This is a genomic window from Prauserella shujinwangii (assembly GCF_003001955.1).
Taxonomy (GTDB): domain Bacteria; phylum Actinomycetota; class Actinomycetes; order Mycobacteriales; family Pseudonocardiaceae; genus Qaidamihabitans; species Qaidamihabitans shujinwangii.
Map to the genome: position 1 here is coordinate 93646 of NZ_PVNH01000008.1, position 18956 is coordinate 112601.

General features: G+C 73.7%; 19 protein-coding genes and 1 tRNA gene. 12 read left to right on the forward strand and 8 right to left on the reverse strand.

What is annotated here, in order from left to right:
* The first annotated feature begins 177 nt into the window (after positions 1 to 177).
* The 4 genes from B0I33_RS19540 to B0I33_RS19555 all read left to right on the forward strand — a co-directional run bounded on the left by B0I33_RS19540 (position 178) and on the right by B0I33_RS19555 (position 4836).
* Positions 178 to 807 (forward strand): alpha-ketoglutarate-dependent dioxygenase AlkB, encoded by a 630-nt coding sequence (locus tag B0I33_RS19540; protein ID WP_106180277.1) that lies wholly within the window; start codon positions 178 to 180, stop codon positions 805 to 807.
* Positions 808 to 909: 102 nt separating this feature from the next.
* The gene (locus tag B0I33_RS19545) at positions 910 to 2199 is read left to right on the forward strand and encodes an ATP-grasp domain-containing protein (protein ID WP_106180278.1); all 1290 of its coding nucleotides are present in this window, start codon (positions 910 to 912) and stop codon (positions 2197 to 2199) included.
* A 21-nt stretch (positions 2200 to 2220) separates the two neighbouring features.
* Positions 2221 to 4248 carry a CocE/NonD family hydrolase gene (locus B0I33_RS19550; protein ID WP_106180279.1) on the forward strand — a complete coding sequence of 676 codons (2028 nt, stop codon included), beginning with the start codon at positions 2221 to 2223 and terminating at the stop codon, positions 4246 to 4248.
* Positions 4249 to 4416: 168 nt separating this feature from the next.
* On the forward strand, positions 4417 to 4836 hold the full coding sequence (locus B0I33_RS19555) for a DoxX family protein (RefSeq protein ID WP_245900848.1): 420 nt from the start codon (positions 4417 to 4419) through the stop codon (positions 4834 to 4836).
* Here the strand turns inward: B0I33_RS19555 and selB are convergent.
* From selB to B0I33_RS19570, 3 genes are all read right to left on the reverse strand, one after another.
* Positions 4823 to 6571: a selenocysteine-specific translation elongation factor gene (selB, locus tag B0I33_RS19560; protein WP_106180281.1), complete on the reverse strand. Its 1749-nt coding sequence runs from the start codon at positions 6569 to 6571 to the stop codon at positions 4823 to 4825. The two genes, B0I33_RS19555 and selB, sit on opposite strands and share 14 nt — an antisense overlap.
* Complete coding sequence (selA, locus tag B0I33_RS19565; RefSeq protein ID WP_106180282.1) at positions 6559 to 7854, reverse strand: L-seryl-tRNA(Sec) selenium transferase; 1296 nt, start codon at positions 7852 to 7854, stop codon at positions 6559 to 6561. The genes selB and selA overlap by 13 nt, the downstream gene beginning before the upstream one ends.
* Before the next feature lie 19 nt (positions 7855 to 7873).
* Positions 7874 to 7968: transfer RNA gene (locus B0I33_RS19570), tRNA-Sec, on the reverse strand.
* Between the two features lie 72 nt (positions 7969 to 8040).
* On the opposite strand from B0I33_RS19570, the gene selD reads away from it, so the two are divergent.
* Together selD and B0I33_RS19580 are read left to right on the forward strand one after the other, a co-directional pair.
* Complete coding sequence (gene selD, locus B0I33_RS19575) at positions 8041 to 9033, forward strand: selenide, water dikinase SelD (RefSeq protein WP_106180283.1); 993 nt, start codon at positions 8041 to 8043, stop codon at positions 9031 to 9033.
* Positions 9034 to 9297: 264 nt separating this feature from the next.
* Entirely contained in the window at positions 9298 to 9774 is a 477-nt protein-coding gene (locus B0I33_RS19580; protein WP_425440504.1) for a YbhB/YbcL family Raf kinase inhibitor-like protein, read from the forward strand.
* Between the two features lie 157 nt (positions 9775 to 9931).
* On the opposite strand, the gene B0I33_RS19585 is transcribed toward B0I33_RS19580, so the two are convergent.
* Positions 9932 to 11329 carry an aldehyde dehydrogenase family protein gene (locus tag B0I33_RS19585; RefSeq protein ID WP_106180285.1) on the reverse strand — a complete coding sequence of 466 codons (1398 nt, stop codon included), beginning with the start codon at positions 11327 to 11329 and terminating at the stop codon, positions 9932 to 9934.
* 84 nt (positions 11330 to 11413) lie between these two features.
* Positions 11414 to 11605, reverse strand: a complete 192-nt coding sequence (locus tag B0I33_RS19590; protein WP_106180286.1) for a DUF2795 domain-containing protein — start codon at positions 11603 to 11605, stop codon at positions 11414 to 11416.
* Between the two features lie 97 nt (positions 11606 to 11702).
* On the opposite strand from B0I33_RS19590, the gene B0I33_RS19595 reads away from it, so the two are divergent.
* From B0I33_RS19595 to B0I33_RS19605, 3 genes are read left to right on the forward strand one after another with little or no spacing between them, the layout of a single operon-like run.
* Complete coding sequence (locus B0I33_RS19595; RefSeq protein ID WP_106180531.1) at positions 11703 to 12317, forward strand: nucleotidyltransferase family protein; 615 nt, start codon at positions 11703 to 11705, stop codon at positions 12315 to 12317.
* Positions 12301 to 12567 (forward strand): BON domain-containing protein, encoded by a 267-nt coding sequence (locus tag B0I33_RS19600; protein WP_106180287.1) that lies wholly within the window; start codon positions 12301 to 12303, stop codon positions 12565 to 12567. Before B0I33_RS19595 ends, B0I33_RS19600 begins: the two co-directional genes overlap by 17 nt.
* Positions 12564 to 13283 carry a metallophosphoesterase family protein gene (locus B0I33_RS19605; protein ID WP_106180288.1) on the forward strand — a complete coding sequence of 240 codons (720 nt, stop codon included), beginning with the start codon at positions 12564 to 12566 and terminating at the stop codon, positions 13281 to 13283. Before B0I33_RS19600 ends, B0I33_RS19605 begins: the two co-directional genes overlap by 4 nt.
* 68 nt (positions 13284 to 13351) lie before the next feature.
* Here B0I33_RS19605 and B0I33_RS19610 read toward each other — a convergent pair whose 3' ends face one another.
* Positions 13352 to 14071 (reverse strand): DUF2267 domain-containing protein, encoded by a 720-nt coding sequence (locus B0I33_RS19610; RefSeq protein WP_342750078.1) that lies wholly within the window; start codon positions 14069 to 14071, stop codon positions 13352 to 13354.
* Positions 14072 to 14168: 97 nt separating this feature from the next.
* Between B0I33_RS19610 and B0I33_RS19615 the strand changes: the two genes are divergently transcribed.
* The 3 genes from B0I33_RS19615 to B0I33_RS19625 are packed head-to-tail and all read left to right on the forward strand — an operon-like array spanning position 14169 to position 16353.
* Positions 14169 to 15473, forward strand: a complete 1305-nt coding sequence (locus B0I33_RS19615; protein ID WP_106180289.1) for an erythromycin esterase family protein — start codon at positions 14169 to 14171, stop codon at positions 15471 to 15473.
* A gap of 31 nt (positions 15474 to 15504) precedes the next feature.
* Positions 15505 to 15963: a hypothetical protein gene (locus B0I33_RS19620; RefSeq protein ID WP_106180290.1), complete on the forward strand. Its 459-nt coding sequence runs from the start codon at positions 15505 to 15507 to the stop codon at positions 15961 to 15963.
* Positions 15964 to 15990: 27 nt separating this feature from the next.
* Positions 15991 to 16353 carry a DUF8129 domain-containing protein gene (locus B0I33_RS19625; RefSeq protein ID WP_106180291.1) on the forward strand — a complete coding sequence of 121 codons (363 nt, stop codon included), beginning with the start codon at positions 15991 to 15993 and terminating at the stop codon, positions 16351 to 16353.
* A 69-nt stretch (positions 16354 to 16422) separates the two neighbouring features.
* Here the strand turns inward: B0I33_RS19625 and B0I33_RS19630 are convergent, their stop codons facing one another.
* Positions 16423 to 18729: a heavy metal translocating P-type ATPase gene (locus B0I33_RS19630; protein WP_106180292.1), complete on the reverse strand. Its 2307-nt coding sequence runs from the start codon at positions 18727 to 18729 to the stop codon at positions 16423 to 16425.
* The gene (locus B0I33_RS19635) at positions 18726 to 18932 is read right to left on the reverse strand and encodes a heavy-metal-associated domain-containing protein (RefSeq protein ID WP_106180293.1); all 207 of its coding nucleotides are present in this window, start codon (positions 18930 to 18932) and stop codon (positions 18726 to 18728) included. The genes B0I33_RS19630 and B0I33_RS19635 overlap by 4 nt, the downstream gene beginning before the upstream one ends.
* Between the last annotated feature and the right edge of the window lie 24 nt (positions 18933 to 18956).

Here is an 18956-nt window from a genome sequence, read left to right on the forward strand (position 1 = left end):
ACACCGCGAGTGCTGCGTTCAGGGTGGCGTGTTCCGCGCTCGGCGCGGCGAGCCGGTGCGAGTTCGCCGCCGCTCCGCACCGGAGCGCGACATTCGGGGCACGGAGTGCAGCACTCGCGAGCTTGAGCGGGGGACTCGCGGGTAGAACGGGTGTTCGATCGGGGGTACGCTCGGGGTATGCGTCCCGCACTGCAGGGTTCCCTCTTCGACGCCGGAGCGCCGGTGGCGTTGCGGCCGCTGTCCGGGGCTTGCCGGACCGAGCTGGGCCGGGGTGCCTGGATCGACGTGCTGCCCGGCTGGCTCACCGGAGCCGACACGCTGTTCGACCGGCTGGTGGCCGACGTGCCGTGGCACGCCGACCGCAGGCGGATGTACGACCGCGTGGTGGACGTGCCCCGCCTGCTCGGTTTCTACGACGAGCACGACGAGCTGCCCCACCCGGTACTCGCGCAGGCGCGGTCGGCGCTGTCCGCGCACTACGCCGGCGAGCTCGGTGAGCCGTTCCGCACCGCGGGCCTGTGCTACTACCGCGACGGGCGCGACAGCGTGGCCTGGCACGGCGACACCATCGGCCGGGGCGGTACGGAGGACACGATGGTCGCGATCGTGTCGGTCGGGGCACCGCGCGCGCTGCTGCTGCGCCCCAGGGACTCCCCCGGCGGCACGGTGCGGCACGCGCTGGGCCACGGGGACCTGATCGTGATGGGCGGCTCCTGCCAGCGGACCTGGGAACACGCGGTGCCGAAGACGAACAGGCCCGTCGGCCCGCGGATCAGCATCCAGTTCCGCCCGCGCGGTGTGCGCTGATCGTTTCCGCTCCTGGCCACGGCGCGGCGCACCGGGCGGGGTTTAGCCACGGGCCGACTGGACACCCTGCGGGCACGACAGTGCGCAGGGAGGACCGGTGCCGTGACCAAGAACGTCTTCGTGGTCGGATTGGACGACTTCAACCACGAGGTGCTGCGGCAGTTGCCCGACGCGGGCGACTACCGCTTCCACCAACTGCTCGATCTGGACGAGCTGATGGGCGAGAACATCGACTTCGACGCGCTGCTCGACTCGGCGCAGCGGCAGCTGGAGAAGTTCGACGGCCCGATCGACGCCATCGTGGGCTACTGGGACTTCCCCGTGTCCTCGCTGGTTCCGTTGCTCTGCGAACGGTTCGGCCTGCCCGCCGCGAGCCTGGAGGCCGTGGCCAAGTGCGAGCACAAGTACTGGAGCAGGCTCGAGCAGAGCAAGGTGATCGAGGAGTACCCGGCGTTCGCGACCGTGGACCTCGACCACGACACGAACCCGCCGGGCGACCTCCGCTACCCGTTGTGGCTCAAGCCCGTCAAGTCCTATTCGTCCAAATTGGCGTTCCGTGTGGACAGTGACGAGGCCTTCACCGAGGCGGTCGACGAGATCAAGGCCGGGGTGGCCGAGCTCGGCGGCCCGTTCGAGGCGGTGCTGAACCGGCTGACGCTGCCGCCGGAGATCGCGGAGGCCGGCGGCCAGGCCTGCCTCGCGGAGGAGGCGGTGGAGGGCGCGCAGATCACCGTGGAAGGGTTCAGCTACCGCGGTGAACCACGCGTCTACGGCATCATCGACTCGGTCAACTACCCGGAGAGCCCCAGCTTCCTCCGTTACCAGTACCCTTCCGTGCTCCCCGAGCACCTTCTCGACCGGGTCAGCGACGTCTCGGTGCGGCTCGTCCGGCACCTGGGGCTGGACAACGTCGCGTTCAACATCGAGTACTTCGTGGACGTCGAGGAGGGCAAGCTCTGGGTGCTGGAGGTCAATCCCCGGCACTCGCAGTCGCACGCGCGGCTGTTCGAGGAGGTCGACGGCGTCCCCAACCACCACTACATGCTGGAGCTCGGCCTGGGCCGGGAACCACGGCTGATCCGGGGCGAGGGCAACTACCCCATGGCGGCCAAGTGCTTCCTGCGCCGGTTCACCGACGGTGTCGTCCGCAGGGTGCCGACCGAGGAGGAGGTCGCCGAGGTCCAGCGGGAGCTGCCCGGCGTGGCCATCGAGGTGACGACCGAGGAGGGCGTGCGCCTGGCGGAGCAGCAGAACCGCGATTCCTACAGTTTCGAGCTCGCCGACGTCCACATCGGAGCGAACAGCCAGCGTGAGCTGACCGCCAAGTACGAGCAGTGCGTCGAGCACCTGCGGTTCGAGATCGAGGACGTGGAAGAAGCCGACAACCGGTAGACGAAGGAGGAGAACCGCGGTATGCGGACGGTAACGTCACTCCCCCACCCCGTCCGTGAGGACGAGCATGTCTGGATCCCGATGTCCGACGGGACCCGGCTGGCGGGCAGAGTCTGGCGGCCGGTCTCCTCCGACATCGATCCGGTGCCCGCCATTCTCGAGTTCATCCCGTACCGCGAGCGCGACCTCACCGCCCGGCGGGACTCGATCCACCACCCCTACCTCGCGGGGCACGGCTACGCGGGCGTCCGGGTCGACCTCCGCGGCAGCGGCGACTCCGAGGGCGTGCTCGCCGACGAGTACCTCGAGCAGGAGCTCCGGGATGGCGAGGACGTGCTGCGCTGGCTGGCCGAACAGCCGTGGTGCGACGGCAGCACCGGCATCATGGGCATCTCGTGGGGCGGCTTCAACGCGCTGCAGATCGCGGCGCGGCGGCCGCCCAGCCTCGGCGCGATCGCGACCGTCAGCTCCACCGACGACCGGTACGCCGACGACGTGCACTACATGGGCGGCTGCCTGCTGTCGGACAACCTGTCGTGGGCGTCCACGATGTTCGCCTACAACTCGTGCCCGCCGGATCCCGCCGTGGTCGGCGATAACTGGCGGAAGATGTGGCACGACCGCCTCGAGCGCGGCGAGCCCTGGATCATCGAGTGGCTGCGGCACCAGCGCCGCGACGACTACTGGCGGCACGGCTCGATCTGCGAGGACTACACCGCCGTGCAGTGCCCGGTGCTGGCGGTCAGCGGCTGGGCGGACGGCTACTCGAACTCGGTGTTCCGGCTGCTGTCCGAACTGGACGTGCCGAGGCAGGGGCTGATCGGGCCGTGGTCGCACAAGTACCCGCATCTGGGCGAACCGGGCCCGGCCATCGGATTTCTGCAGGAGCTGGTGCGCTGGTGGGACCGCTGGCTCAAGGGCATCGACAACGGCATCGAGCGGGAACCGATGCTGCGGATCTGGATGCAGGAGAGCGTACGGCCCTCCACTGCCTACGAGGAGCGGCCCGGCCGCTGGATCGGCGAGCCGGAGTGGCCGCCGCGGCGGCTGGCCGAGGACGCGTTCACCTTGCGCCGCTACAGCCTCACCCACGACGGAGGCGACCCCGCGGAGGCCGAGGAGGAGCTGACCATCGAGTCGCCGCTGTCGGTGGGGCAGTTCGCCGGGAAGTGGTGCTCCTACAACGCACCCCCGGACCTGCCGTACGACCAGCGGGAGGAGGACGGCGGTTCGCTGGTGTTCGACAGCGAGGTGCTCACCGAGCGCTACGAGATCCTCGGCGGGCCGGTGCTGGACCTGGAGTTCGCGGTCGACCGGCCGGTGGCGATGGTGGCCGTACGGCTGTCCGATGTCGCGCCCGACGGCAGGGCCACGCGAGTGAGTTACGGCCTGCTCAACCTGACCCACCTGGAGGGGCCCGCGGAGCCGCAGACTCTGGAGCCGGGCCGGCGCTACCGGGTACGGGTGCAGCTCAACGGCATGGCGCAGGCCTTCCCGGCGGGCCACCGGATCCGGCTGGCGATCTCCACGTCGTACTGGCCGCTCGCCTGGCCGCCGCCGGAGCCGGTGCGGCTGAGCGTGTTCACCGGCGCCAGCACGCTGACGTTGCCGGTGCGGGCCACGGACACCGAGGACGCTCCCATGACACCGTTCGGCGAGCCCGAGGGCGCGCCGCCGATCGAGACCACCCAGGTGGAGCCCGGCAGGCAGAAGTGGACGGTGTCGCGCGACCTCGTCGACTACCACTCGGCCCTGGAGGTGGTGAAGGACCTCGGGGTGATCCGGTTCGAGGACATCGAGCTGGACGTGCGGCGCTGTGCCTACGAGAACTACGAGTGGGTCGGCGACGACTTCTCCTCGGTGCGCGGGCACGTGGACTGGACCATGCGGTTCGTGCGAGGGGACTGGGACGTCGAGACGAAGACGCACACGACCCTGACGTGCACGCCCACCGAGTTCCGGGTCCACGCGCGGCTCGACGCCTTCGAGGGGGGCCAGCGGGTGGTCTCGCGAAACTGGCACACCACCGTGCCCCGTGACCACGTCTGAGGCGACGGCAGTGGATGGCACATCGCCTGCGTTCAGCGCAGGCGATGTGCCATTCACTGGACGCGAACACCCCGCCCGGCCCGGCGCCACGGCCACCGCGCGGCGGCAAAGGTTGAACGCTCAGCTACATGGGTCCATCATGGGGGCACCTCAACCCCCAGGAGGTCCATGATGGACGTTCTCGTGCTGATCGGTCGCATCCTCTTCGTGGTGCTGTTCCTCGGTTCGGCCATGGGACACCTGACACAGGTCCAGGCCATGTCGGGGTACGCCCGGTCGCGGGGCGTGCCGGGACCGAGCGTGGCGGTGCCCGCGTCGGGTGTCCTGCTCGCGGTCGGCGGGCTGATGGTGCTGCTCGGCGTGTGGGCCGACCTCGGTGCGCTGCTTCTGCTGGTGTTCCTGGTCCCCACCGCGGTGCTCATGCACCCGTTCTGGAAGGAGACCGACGCGCAGGCCCGGCAGTCGGAGATGATCCAGTTCAACAAGGATCTCTCGCTGGCCGGCGCCTCGCTGATGCTGTTCGCCTTCTTCGCCCACGTGGACGAGCTCGGGCTCACGATCACGGGGCCGCTGTTCAGCCTGGGCTGATCCGGCGAGTGCCGTCGGGCAGGCACTCGGTGACCCCGTCGGCGTCGAGGTGCTCCAGCAGCGGCACCGCGACCCGGCGGGTGGTCCCGAGCGCGCGCCTGGCCTGGCTGACCGTGAACGTCCCGGCGAGGCCGCGCAGGACCTCCGCGGCCCTGCGCGGCGCGTCGGGGCCGAGCACGAGGCCGTCGGCGAGCCGCCACAGCCTGCCGGCGCGCTCGGCGGCGGCCAGCTCCCGCCTGCCCAGCCCGAGCGCCGCGAGATCGTCGGCCTCGGGCGCGCGGAACGGCGCGGCCGCCAGGCCCCGCTCCACCTCGCGCAGGGCACGCTCGACGCGCTCGGGCAGCGCGCCCGCCGATCCCGGCCTGCGCACGAGCCCGTCGCGCAGCTCCAGCCCGGCCCTGGCGAGGGTGGCGGGCAGCAGCTCGGCGGGCACCCCCAGCTCCCGGCGCAGCGCGTCGGCGGGCATGCCCGCGGCGAGCTCGTCCCCGCGGGACCAGGCGGCGTAGCCGTCGCGTGCGCGAGCGGGCAGGTTCTCCCACAGTCCGTCGTCGACCACCCAGTCGTCCACCCGCGGCGGGAAGGGCGGATCCCAGCCGAGCGTCCGCAGCTCACTGCCGGTGACGGCACCCTGCCTGCGGACGTAGGCGGCGGCAGCCTCACCGGCGCCGAGCTCGAGGGCCCGCCGCCGCGCGGCTCCCCGGCGGCGCAGCCCGGGCGGGCACACGTCGAGAACCTCGATCCCGGCCGGCACGCGGTGCTCGCCAGGGTCGCGCAGCAGACCGGTGTCGCCCGCGCGGACGGGAAGCGCGGAGCGCAGCGTCAGCCGGACCGTGTCCGTCCCCAGTGGACGGACACGGCAGGGCACGGCCGCGGCGCCGAGGTGCAGGACGAGCTCCCGGTGCAGCTCGGCCGCCTTGTCGCCGCGCAGCCGCGCGTCCAGCTCGGCCGAGCAGGGCCACGCACCGGGCGTGAGCAGGGCGTCGCCCCGGCGCACCCGGTCGCGGTCCACCCCGCGCAGGTTCACCGCGATCCTGGCCACCGCGGGTATCTCGGCGGCGGTGTTGCCCAGGGACTGCAGGCCGCGCACGGTCACCCGGTCCCCGGTGCCCGCGAGCACCAGCTCGTCCCCCGTGCGCACGGTGCCCGCGCCGAGGGTGCCGGTGACGACCGTGCCCGAGCCGCGCACGGTGAAGGCCCGGTCGATCCACAGCCGCACGTCGGCGGCCGGGTCGGGATCGGGCAGCCGGTCGGCGAGCGCGGCGAGCTCGGCGCGCAACCGGTCCAGGCCCTCCCCGGTCCGCCCGCTCACCGCGACGGCGGGCACGTCGCCGAGCGTCGTGCCCGCGATCCGGTCACGCGCGTCGGCCAGCACCGGCGCGGGGTCCGCCCGGTCCGCCTTGGTGACCACGAGCAGGCCGTGCCGCACACCGAACGCGTCGAGCGCGGCGAGATGTTCCGCGGACTGCGCCTGCCAGCCCTCGTCGGCGGCGACGACGACCAGCGCCGCCGCGACGGGACCCACGCCGGCGAGCATGTTGGACACGAACCGCTCGTGCCCCGGCACATCGACGAACGCGAGCAGACGACCGTCCACTTCGGTCCAGGCGAAGCCGAGGTCGATCGTGAGGCCACGGCTGCGTTCCTCGGCGAGCCGGTCGGGTTCCATCCCGGTCAGCCTGCGGACGAGCGTGGACTTGCCGTGGTCGACGTGGCCCGCGGTGGCTAGCACGCGCATCGCGCCACCACCTCCAGCAGGCGGTCGTCGTCGCGGGGGTCGACGGTGCGCAGGTCGAGCAGGCACCGGCCGCGTTCCACGCGGCCCACCACCGGCGGGTCCGCCGCCCGCAGCCGCGCGGCGACGTCCTCCGGAAGGGACACCGCGGCGCTGCTGAGCTCGACTCCCGGAGCGCCACCACCGCCGACCGCGGCGGCCGACTCCACCGCCACGGCGTCGGCGCCCCGGCCGGCGAGCGCGGCGGCGAGCCGCTCGGCCCTGGACTTCAGCTCACCGGGATCCGCGTCCAGCGCGGCGGTCACCGGAGGCGCCGGGCCGCGCAGGGTCGCCTCGAGCGCGGCCAGGGTGAGCTTGTCCACCCGGAGCGCACGGGCCGCGGGATGCCTGCGCAACCGCTCGACGAGCTCGCGTTCACCCAGCAGCAGCCCCGCCTGCGGGCCGCCAAGGAGCTTGTCCCCGCTCGCGGTGACCAGCGCGGCCCCGGCCCGCAGCGCCGAGGTGGCGTCGGGCTCGTCCGGCAGGAGCGGGTGCGGGGCCGGCAGGCCGGAACCGATGTCGGCGACCACCGGGACGCCGAGGCCGGCCAGCTCCTCGATCCGGGCCTCGGCCGTGAAACCGCTGATCCGGAAGTTCGAGGGGTGGACCTTGAGCACGAAGCCGGTGTCGGGACCGATGGCCGCGGCATAGTCGGCCGCGGTGGTGCGGTTGGTGGTGCCGACCTCACGCAGCCGGGCGCCCGCGCTGGCCAGCAGCTCCGGGATGCGGAAGCCGTCGCCGATCTCGACCAGCTCGCCCCTGCTCAGCACGATCTCCCGGCCGGGCGCGAGCGCCAGCGCGCACAGCAGCAACGCGGCCGCGTTGTTGTTGACGACGTGCACGCCCCCCGCGTCCGGCACGGCCTCGGCGAGCGCGGCGAGCGCCCCGCGCCCGCGCCGGGCGCGCCGGCCCGTGGTGAGGTCGAACTCGACGTCGGTGCTCCCGCCCGCGGCGCGCACGGCGTCCAGCGCGGCCGCCGACAGCGGCGCCCGGCCCAGATTGGTATGGACCACTATGCCGGTGGCGTTGAGCACCGGGCGCAGCGACGCCGCCGTGGGCGGCAGCGACTCCAGCGCGCGCTCCGCGACCTCCCCCGGCGCGATCTCCCCGAGCCGCGCCTGGTGCTGCGCCGCGGCGATGGTCGACTTGACCAGAGCGCGCCCGAGCTCCGCCGCCGCCTTCGCCAGCCGGGGCTCCGCCAGCAGCGCGTCGGTGCGGGGTATGTGACGCCTCGGGTCGTCAGTCATGGTCCGGACCTCTGTGGTATGGCGGAGGCGGACGGGAATCGAACCCGCCAACGGCAGTGCCTGCCGTTCAACGGTTTTGAAGACCGCGCCGGCCACCAGGCCGGATACGCCTCCCCGTGCCGTGCGGACAATCCTCGCAGGAGTCGCCGAGGTGTGCGAGCCGAGCGGCGGCGGCACCATGGTGACATGGCTTACCGACTCACCCAGTACGCCCACGGCGGCGGCTGTGCCTGCAAGATCCCGCCCGGCGAGCTCGAGGAGATGGTGAGCGGGCTCACCGGCGCCCGGCCCGAGGGAGCCGAGGGCGAGCTGGTCGTCGGGCTCGACGCGGGCGACGACGCGGCGGCCGTGCGCCTGCGCGGCGACCAAGCGCTGATCGCCACCACCGACTTCTTCACGCCGGTGGTCGACGACCCGTACGACTGGGGGCGGATCGCGGCGGCCAACGCGCTGTCCGACGTGTACGCGATGGGCGGCGCCCCCGTGGTGGCGCTGAACCTGCTGTGCTGGCCGAGGGAGACACTGCCGTTCGAGCTGGCCACCGAGACGCTGCGGGGCGGCGCCGAGGTGTGCGCCGCCGCGGGCTGCCACCTCGCGGGCGGGCACAGCGTCGACGACCCGGAACCCAAGTACGGGCTCGCGGTGACCGGAACGGCGCACCCGGACCGGCTGCTGCGCAACGACGCCGGGCGGGCGGGACAGCCGCTGTCGCTGTCCAAGCCGCTCGGGATCGGGGTGCTGAACACGCGGCACAAGGCGACCGCGGAACGCTTCGCGGAGGCGATCGAGGTGATGACCACGCTCAACGACCGGGCCGCCCGGGCGGCCGTGGCCGCGGGCGCCCGGTGCGCCACCGACGTCACCGGGTTCGGGCTGCTCGGGCACCTGCACAAGCTGGCGCGGGCCAGCGGGGTGTCGGCCGTGCTCGACTCGGCCGCCGTGCCGTACGTCGCGGGGGCGCGGGAGTCGGTCCGCGCGGGGTTCGTCAGCGGTGGCACCCGGCGCAACCTGGACTGGGTGCGCCCGCACACGGATCTGTCGGCCGTCGACGAGGAGACCGCGGTGCTGCTCGCGGACGCGCAGACGTCGGGGGGACTGCTCGTGGCGGGGGAGATCCCGGGAGCGCCGGTGATCGGTGAGCTGGTGCCGCGCGGCGAGCACTCGGTGGTGGTGCGGTAGCGGGTTTGCCCCCGTCCCGGCCGGGAATGCCTGTCGCGACACTGCCGAAAGGAGGTCGCGATGCCGGATCCCGGAAGCCACTCCTACGACGTGCGGCGCACGCGGCTGCGGGCCGAGTACGACGACCGTGGCGTGCCGGACCAGCACGCGGACGAGGCGGCCAACGAGCGGCTGGAGCGTGAGCACCCGGCGCGCCCGCTCGGCGACCCGGGGCGCGCGGCCGGACCGCAGGGCACCCGGGGCACGAGCCGGGGCGACCCGTCGATCGACCAGCCGCCCCGGCCGGTGGCGGCGGAGCTGGAGCTGCGCAGCGCGGCGTTCAGCGACCACACGATCGTTCCCGACCGCTACTCCCGCGTCGGCGACGACATCTCGCCCCCGCTCGAGTGGACACGGGTGCCGGACGGCACCGAGGAGCTGGCGCTCGTGGTCGAGGACCCGGACGCGCCGGGCGGCACGTTCACGCACTGGGTGGTCACGAACATCCCACCGGACGCCCGGGGCGCCGGGGAGGGCGAGCTGCCGCCGGGCGGCGTGCCCGGCCGGAACGACTTCGGCGAGCTCGGCTGGGGCGGCCCCCAGCCACCCGTCGGCGACGACGCGCACCGGTACTTCTTCCGGCTGTACGCCGTCGACCGGCCGCTGGGGCTCGGCGAAGGTGCCACCGCCGAGGACGTGCGCGCGGCCGCCAAGGACCACACGCTGGCGCGCGGCAACCTCGTGGGCCTCTTCGCCCGCTGACCCCCCACCCCACCCCACGCGCCCCGCTACGGTGGCCGCACCCAATGTGGCGTTCGGTGCGCTCGACGCACCGAACGCCACATTGGGTGCGCTTCAGACCGGCGGCGAGGCAGCGAGGCAGCGCTCGCCACTGCGGCGCGGGGATGGGTCTGCGGGCTCAGCCGGGCGCGGGCTCGATGTGGACGACCTTCGTGGTGGTCATCTCGTCGAGCAGCTCGGGGCCGTAGCCGAAGCCCTGGCCGCTGGCCCGGCGCGGCTGGGCCGCCCCGCCGGGCGCGCCGCCGAACACGGCGTTCACCTTCACCGTGCCGACCGGCAGCGCCCGCCACGCGCGCTGGGCGTGCTCCATCGAGCTGGTCAGCACCGTCGCCGCGAGGCCGTAGGCGTCGTCGCACGCCTCGTTCAGCCCCCGCTCGAAGTCCTCCACCACGCGCACCGGCGCGACGGGTCCGAACGTCTCCTCCGTGAGCACCCGCATTCCGGGCTCGCAACCGGACAGGACCGTCGCGGGGTACTGCGCGCCCGGCCCGTCCGGCACCACGCCCCCGGCCTTCAGCACGGCGCCACGGGCGACGGCGTCGGTCACGTGCTCGTGCACCCCGTCCCGGTGCGGCACGTCCACCAGCGGCAGCAGGCCCGTGCGCTCGGCCTCGGCCGCGAGCGCGTCGGTGAACACGTCGGCCACCGCACGGTGCACGTAGATCCGCTCCACGGCGACGCAGATCTGGCCGCTGTTGACGAACGCGCCGGTCGCGGCCTGCTTCGCCGCCCACACGGGGTCCACGTCGGAGTCCACGAGCAACGGGTCGTTGCCGCCGTTCTCCAGCAGCACCTTCGCGCCGGTGCGGGCCGCGGCCTCGGCGATCGACCGGCCGGTGCGGGTGCTGCCGACGTGCGCGACCACGTCCACCCCGGCGCTGCCGGCGAGCCACGCGCCCACCTCACCGTCGCCCGCGACGCTGTGCAGCACCCCCGCCGGGAAGTACGGCGCGAGGATGTCGCCGAGCAGCAGGCCGGTGTGCGGGCACCGCTCGCTCGGCTTGTACACGACGGTGTTGCCGGTGGCGAGCGCGGCGCCGAGCAGGCCGCACGCGACCGCGACCGGGTCGTTCCACGGCGTCAGCACGGCCACCACGCCACGCGGCTCCGGCACCATCAGGTCGGTGGCGGACACGTCCCCCAGCAGGCTCCGCCCGCGGTGCACGGGCCCGAGCTCGGCGTACTGCTCCAGCGTGCCCGCACCCGCGAGGGCCCCTTCCCTGGCCTCGGCCCCCGGCTTGCCGGTCTCCCGCTCGTTCACCTGGGCCAGGTCGTCGGCCCGGTCCCGGACGGCCGCCGCGGCCGCCCGTAGCGCGGCACCCCGCTCAGCCGCGGGAGTCCGCGCCCACGAGTACGCTGCCCGCCCCGCGGAGGCCACCATCCCGGTCACCTCCTCGCGGGTGGCCATCGCGATGCGGCCCACGAGCGAACCGTCGACGGGGTTGTCGATGCGGATGCCGCGCGCGGTGTCCGCACCGGCGGCGGGCAGGTCCAGTTCCACGGCGAGATCAGTCATGGCGCACCTCCTGCGGCCAGGGTGGTCCGCCCGCCCCGCGCGTAAACGTCGCCCGGGGGGTGCCGCGCCCGGCGGGACCCGCCGTCAGGTGCGGGAGTACTCGGCACTCACCGCGTTCGGGCCGTCGTAGGTGCGGTCCGGCAGGGAGCGCAGGTGCTCCAGCACGTCGCCGTCGGCGCCCTGGTCCCTGGCGTGCTCCACCAGCTCGTCGCGGGAGCACGGGTAGTGCACCCCGGAGAGGTACTTCTGCATCGTGATCGGGTTCGGCCGCGCCATGGCCGCCTCCTCTCGTCACCGTGCCCAGCGCGTACCCGGCGGGGCCGGGGGCAAACGCCCCCGGTTGGCGGCACGGACAACCGGGTACCCGGTGCTCGTGGACGTGGACCAGGAGCAGCTGCTGCGCACCGTGACCAAGGTGACGAGCATCCTGCGCGCCAGCGGCATCCCGTTCGCGATCGCCGGCGGATGCGCGGTGTACGCGCACGGCGGCCCCGCGACGGAACACGACGTGGACGTCCTCGTGACCGAGGACGACGCGGCCGCGGCGCGGCAGGCGCTGGTCGCCGAGGGCATGCGCGCGGTGGACCCGCCGGAGGACTGGCTCACCAAGGCCTACGACGGCGACCGGCTGGTCGACCTGATCTACCGCCCGAACCAGCGGGAGGTCACCCACGAGCTGCTCGGCCGGGCCGACGAGCGGCGCATCGGGCCGGCCAGGGCCCCGGTGCTGCCCGCGACCGACGTCCTCGTCGACAAGCTCCTCGTGCTGGAGGAGCATCGCTGCGACTTCACCCCGCTGCTGCCCATCGCCAGGGCACTGCGGGAACAGGTGGACTGGTCCCGCGTCGCCCGCGAGACGGCCGCGTCGCCCTACGCCAGGGCGTTCCTGACCCTGCTCGCGGAGCTCGGCATCGTGCACGCCCGGGACCTGTCCGGCACGTTGCGCGCCGTTCCGGAAGGAGGGACCGCCGATGTCCGGCCCGGCTGAGTCCGAAGCACCCGAGTACCGCGCGGCCAGACTGCACCGCGCGCTCGCCGAGGATCCCCGCACGTCCGAGCTGGGGGTGCAGGTGTCCGTCGACGGAGACGACATCCGGCTCACCGGCACCGTGTCCTCCGAATCCTGCAAGGAGGAGCTCGGCCAGGTCCTGCACGAGTGGGAGCCCGGGGCCACCGTCCACAACGACGTGCGTGTCGTCGAGGCGGACGAACCGGGGGAAGCGGAGGTGATCCGATGATCCGCGTCGCGGCGGTCGGGGACGTGCATCTCGGCGAGGACGCCGGCGGCCGCCTGCGGCCCGCGCTGGACCACCTCCCCGAGCACGCGGACGTCCTGCTGCTGGCGGGCGACCTCACCCGGCACGGCACACCCGCCGAGGCGAGGGTGGTGGCCGAGGAGTTCCGCGACGTCGGCGTGCCCGTGTTCACGGTGCTCGGCAACCATGACTACCACGACGACGCCGTCCCCGAGGTGGGGCAGATCCTCGAGAACGCGGGGATCCACGTGCTGGAGGGCGACACCGCGGTGGTGCCGGTGAACGGGCTGACGCTCGGCGTGGCCGGGGTCAAGGGCTTCGGCGGCGGCTTCGCGGGCAAGTGCGGCAGCGCCTTCGGCGAGCCGGAGATGAAGGCGTTCGTGGGGCACACGGTGGAGATCGCGGACAAGCTGCGGTCCGCGCTGGACTCCCTGGACTGCGACGCGAAGGTCGCGCTGACCCACTATGCGCCCGTGCCGGAGACCCTGGCGGGCGAGCCGCCCGAGATCTTCCCGTTCCTCGGGGCGTACCAGCTCGGCGAGGCGATCGACGCGAGCGGCACCCGGCTCGCGCTGCACGGGCACGCGCACCTGGGCTCCGAGAAGGGCGAGACCCCCGGCGGCGTGCCCGTCCGCAACGTGGCGCAGCCGGTCATCCGCAAGGCGTTCTCGGTGTACTGCCTCGAACCGGACGGCTGAGCCCGCCCGGCGGGCGGTGCAGGGCACGTTCCCTGCCTCCAGCGCACGGAATGTGCCCTGCACCGCGGTCAGCCGGGGCGGCCGCCCGAGCCGACGTCCTCGACCGCCGCGTCGATCCGCTCGGCGAGCTCCAGGTCCGGCCGGGTCACCACGCCGCGGTTGCCCGTGCGCAGGGTGAACGTCACGCCACCGGGGAACCGGTCGACGTGCGCGTGGTCGTTGCGCGCCCGCGCCTCGCGCTGAACCCGCTCCACCAGCGGGGTGACGCGGTCGTCCGGCAACTCCACCGTGCGGGAGATCCCGGTGTGGTCGCCCGTCCACCCGGTGCGGCCACGCAGTGCCCGCTGAACGTCCTCATCGGACAGTTCGGTGGGCTCGCCGGGCCGGACGCTCTCCGCGCGGTCCGGCGGGTCGCCGTCCGCCGCGAGGACGTCCAGCAGGTCGGAGGTCACGCGGGCACGGAGGAACGCGACCAGGTCCGGGTCGTTGTCCCGCAGCCCCGCGACCACGGCCTTGGCGAGGTACCGGGCCCGCTCCGGGGTGGTGTCCAGCCGGTACGCCACCTCCGTCAGCAGCTCGTCGGCATCGCGCGCCTCGAGCTGGCCGGGCACGTCGGCCGCCTCGGCCACGGTGCCGGGCAGGTCCTCCGCCAGCCGCCGCCGGTCCTCGGGGCGCAGGCAGTGCCCGATCGTGCGCAGCACCGCCGTCGTGGCGCCCCTCGCCTGTTCGGTGGTGTCCACCCCGGCGTGCCGCCGGACGGAGTCGACGAGATCCTGATGCCTGATCACGGGTGTTCCTCCTTCCTGCCGACGGCGGCCGGTTACCCGGCCCGGACAGCACCTATTCGCCGGTTTCGCCCCACCGGCGGCGGGAAACCAGACAACGATGGAGAACGATGTCGCGCGTGCCCGGCAGGACGCGGTGCCGCTGCGCAGCCCGCAGGATCTCGACCCGGTACTGGAGCGGGTCGGCGCGGCCCGCTACGTCCTGATCGGCGAGGCCTCGCACGGCACGGCGGAGTTCTACCGGTGGCGGGCCGAGCTGACGAAGCGGTTGATCGACGAGCGCGGCTTCTCGTTCGTCGCCGTGGAGGGCGACTGGCCCGACTGCCACCGCGTGCACTGCTGCGTCACCGGCGCGCCGGGCGCCCCGAACGACCCGAGGCAGGTGCTGTGGGGATTCCGTCGGTGGCCGACGTGGATGTGGGCGAACGAGGACGTCGCCGACTTCGCGGGGTGGCTGCGCGGGTTCAACACGGCGCGTCCCGGCGGCCCGCCGGTGGGCTTTCACGGGCTGGACGTCTACAGCCTGTGGGACTCGCTGCGGGACATCCTCGACTACCTCCGCGAGCACGAGCCGGACCAGGTGGAGGCCGCCATGGAGGCCTACCACTGCTTCGAACCGCACCACGAGGACCCGGCCTCGTACGCCCGCTCGGCCGCCTCGCTCGTGCCCAGTTCATGCGAGGAGGAGGTCGTGCGGCTGCTGGCCGGGCTGCGGTCGAAGGCGGCGGGCTCCGCCACGGAGGGCCTCGACCCGGCGTTCGTCGCCGCCCAGAACGCGGAGATCGTGGCGGGCGCCGAACGCTACTACCGCGAGATGGTGCGCGGCGGGGCCCGTTCGTGGAACGTGCGGGACGAGCACATGACCGACACGCTCGACCGGCTCGTCGCAGCGTACGGCCCGGACGCCAAGGCCGTGGTGTGGGCGCACAACACCCACATCGGCGACGCCAGGGCCACCTCGATGGCCTCCGCCGGGATGTTCAACGTCGGGCAGCTGGTCCGCGAGCGGCATGCCGGGGACGGGGTCGTGGCCGTGGGTTTCGGCACCCACTCCGGCACCGTCCTCGCGTCCGGCTTCTGGGGCGGCCCGGTGAGCCGGATGCCGGTGCCGGAGGCCCGGCCGGGCACCACCGAGGCGCTGCTGCACGAGGCGGTACCCGACCGCGACAGCCTGTTCGTGCTCGACGGCGACCGCGCACCGGGGTGGGCCTCGGCCGTTCGCGGACACCGCGCGATCGGTGTGGTCTACGACCCGGAGCTCGGCCGTGTGGGCGGCGACGTGCCCACGGTGCTCGGTGACCGGTACGACGTGTTCGTCCACTGTGATCGAACGGACGCGCTTGCTCCGCTGCATCCCTGGGAACCCGAGGCGGGCGAGCCCGAGACCTACCCGTTCGGGGAATGACGCCGGACGTGTCGCCGGGAAGGAGCGGCCAGTGGGTACTTCCGTCGTCCAGGAGGGCGATTTCGAGGCGCCGGCCGTGCTCGTGCTCGACCCGGCGGAGGAATGGCACCAGGAGCTGCCGGAGGCCTGGCGGCGGCTGACGTCCGAGCGGCAGGTGGTGTGGTGCCGCCTCGCCACCCCGGACGCGTTTCCGGAGGCCGAGCGGATGCTGGCCGATCCGGACGCGCTGGGCAGGCCGATCGACGTGGTCACCCGCGGTCCCGTGCGGCCGGACGTGCGCGACCTGCTGTCGCGGCGGCCCGGTCCGGTGCGGTCGCTGCTGCTCGTCGATCCGGACGAAGAGGAGGGCGAGGGCGCGATCGGCGGCGTGCCGGTCCGGGTGGCCGCACGCGGGCAGCGCTCGCGCTCGCTGGCGGAGCGGGACGTGGCCGACGCGGTCCGGACGGCGATCGCGGAGATCGACGCGGAGGCGACCAGGCCACATCCCTGACGTGTGAACGAGGACAAGGAGGCAGCCATGGCCGAGACCGCCCGCGAGGAACTTCCGCTCGCGGACTACGACCACCTGCCGGTGCCCGCGCTGCGCGACCGGATCCGGTCGCTGACGGCCGACGAGGTGCGTCAGGTGCTCGACTACGAGCGGGCGCACGCCGACCGGGCACCGGTCGTGACCACCCTGGAGAACCGGCTGGAGCAGCTGGAGCAGGGCGCGGAGCCGTCACCGGGCGGTGACCAGGAGACCCGGCCGGACCAGCCGGGGCCGACCCGGCACGGCTCACCGGTGTCCCCGGACAGCGCGGCCGAGCCGATCCACCCGCCACCCAAGGGCGTCGCCGGCCAGCCCGGCAAGCCGAAGGGCAACCGCCAGGTCGGCGACTGAGCTGTTCCCCGGCAGTGAATGGCACATTCCCTGCGGTGAACGCAAGGAATGTGCCATTCACTGCCGGGCTCAGACGGCGGTGCGGAAGCGGCGCAGCCGCAGGCTGTTGGTCACCACGAACACGGAGCTCAGCGCCATCGCCGCACCGGCGATCATGGGGTTGAGCAGGCCGGCCGCGGCCAGTGGCAGGGCGGCCACGTTGTAGGCGAACGCCCAGAACAGGTTGCCCTTGATCGTGCGCAGCGTCCGGCGCGACAACCGGATCGCGTCGACGGCGGCGCGCAGGTCCCCGCGCACGAGCGTGAGGTCGCCCGCCTCGATGGCGACGTCGGTGCCGGTGCCCATCGCGAGGCCGAGGTCGGCCTGGGCGAGCGCGGCGGCGTCGTTCACCCCGTCACCCACCATCGCCACGACCTTGCCGTCGGCCTGCAGGCGGCGTACGGCGTCGACCTTGTCTTCGGGCAGCACCTCCGCGATCACCTCGTCGATGCCGACCTCCGCGGCCACCGCCCTGGCGACGGCCTCGTTGTCGCCGGTGAGCAGGACCGGGGTCAGCCCGAGCCCGCGCAGCCGGGCGACGGCGTCGGCGGAGGTGGGCTTGACCGTGTCGGCCACGACCAGCACCGCGCGCGCCTGCCCGTCCCAGGCCACTGCCACGGCGGTGCGGCCCTCGGCGTGCGCCGCGTCGACGGCCTCGGCCAGGTCGGGCGGCAGCGGCTGGCTCCACTGTTGGAGCAGGCGCGGCCGCCCGGCGAGCACGGCGCGCCCCTCGACGACGCCGCGCACCCCGAGCCCTTCCTCGTTGGCGAACTCGCCGACGGCGGGCAGGTCGCCCACGCGGTCGCGGGCCCCGGCGGCGATGGCCTGCGCGATCGGGTGCTCGGAGGCGTCCTCCAGCGCCCCGGCCAGGCGCAGCGCTTCCGTGGTGTCGGTGCCCTCGGCCACGTGCACGTCCACCAGTGCCATCCGGCCGGTGGTCACCGTGCCGGTCTTGTCGAGCACGACGGTGTCGACGCGGCGGGTCGACTCCAGCACCTCGGGTCCCTTGATGAGGATGCCGAGCTGGGCGCCGCGGCCGGTGCCGACCATGAGCGCGGTCGGCGTGGCCAGGCCGAGCGCGCACGGGCAGGCGATGATGAGCACGGCCACCGCCGCCGTGAACGCGGCCGCGGCCGATCCGCCGGTCACGAGCCAGAACACGAGCGTGCCCAGCGCCAGTGCGATGACGACCGGCACGAACACCCCGGAGATCCGGTCGGCGAGCCGCTGCACGGCCGCCTTGCCCGCCTGCGCCCGCTCCACCAGCCGGGCCATCTGCGCCAGCTGGGTGTCGGAGCCGACGCGGGTGGCGCGGACCACGAGCCTGCCCCCGGCGTTGACGGTGGCGCCGACCACAGTGTCCCCCGGACCGACCTCCACCGGCACGGACTCGCCGGTCAGCATGCTCACGTCCACCGCGGAACCGCCGTCGACGACGACGCCGTCGGTGGCGATCTTCTCCCCGGGCCGGACGACGAACTCGTCCCCCACGACCAGCCGGTCGGCGGGGATCCGCCGCTCACGCCCGTCGCGCAGGACGGTGACGTCCTTCGCGCCCAGCTCCAGCAGCGCCCGCAGCGCCGCGCCCGCGCGGCGCTTGGAGCGCGCCTCGAAGAACCGGCCGGCGAGGATGAACGTCGTCACGCCCGCGGCGACCTCGAGGTAGATCGCGGATCCCGCGGCCACCCGTTCCACGGTGAACTCGAACGGGTGGGTCATGCCGGGCATGCCCGCGGTGCCGAACAGCAGGGCGTACAGGGACCAGCCGAACGCCGCGAGCGTGCCCATCGAGATGAGCGTGTCCATCGTGGCGGCGCCGTGCCGCAGGTTGGTCCACGCCGCGCGGTGGAACGGCCAGCCCGCCCACACGACCACGGGCGCGGCGAGGGTCAGCGAGATCCACTGCCAGTAGGTGAACTGGAACGCGGGCACCATGGCCAGCGCGATCACCGGCACCGAGAGCACGACCGACCCGATCAGCCGCTGCCGCAGCGACCGCGCGGCCGGGTCCGAGGTGTCCGAGGCGTCCGAGATGTCCGAGGCGTCCCCCACGTCCCCGGTGCCTTGGCCGTCCCCCTGGTCCGCAGGGGGCTCGGGCCGCGGCAGGGTGGCCGCGTAGCCCGCCGCCGCGACTTCGGCGACCAGCCGCTCCGGCTCGACGTCCGCCGGGTAGGACACCGTGGCCTTCTCGGTGGCGTAGTTGACGCTCGCGGTGACGCCGTCGAGCTTGTTGAGCTTGCGCTCGATGCGGTTGGCGCACGACGCGCAGGTCATGCCGCTGATCGCGAGCTCGACCTCGTGCGCGGCGCCCGGCCTCGTGTCGACGTGCGAGGTCATGGCCGCAGCTCGTATCCGGCCTCTTCGACGGCGGTGCGCACCGCGGCGTCGTCGACCTCGTGCGCGCTGGTGACGGTCACCGCGCCGGTGGGGAGGTCCACGGCGACGTCGGTGACGCCCTCGATCGCGCCGACCTCCTCGGTGACCGAGCGGACACAGTGCTCGCAGGTCATGCCGGTCACGGTGTAGGTCGTCTGGGTCATCAACGTTTCCCTTCTCGCGATGTC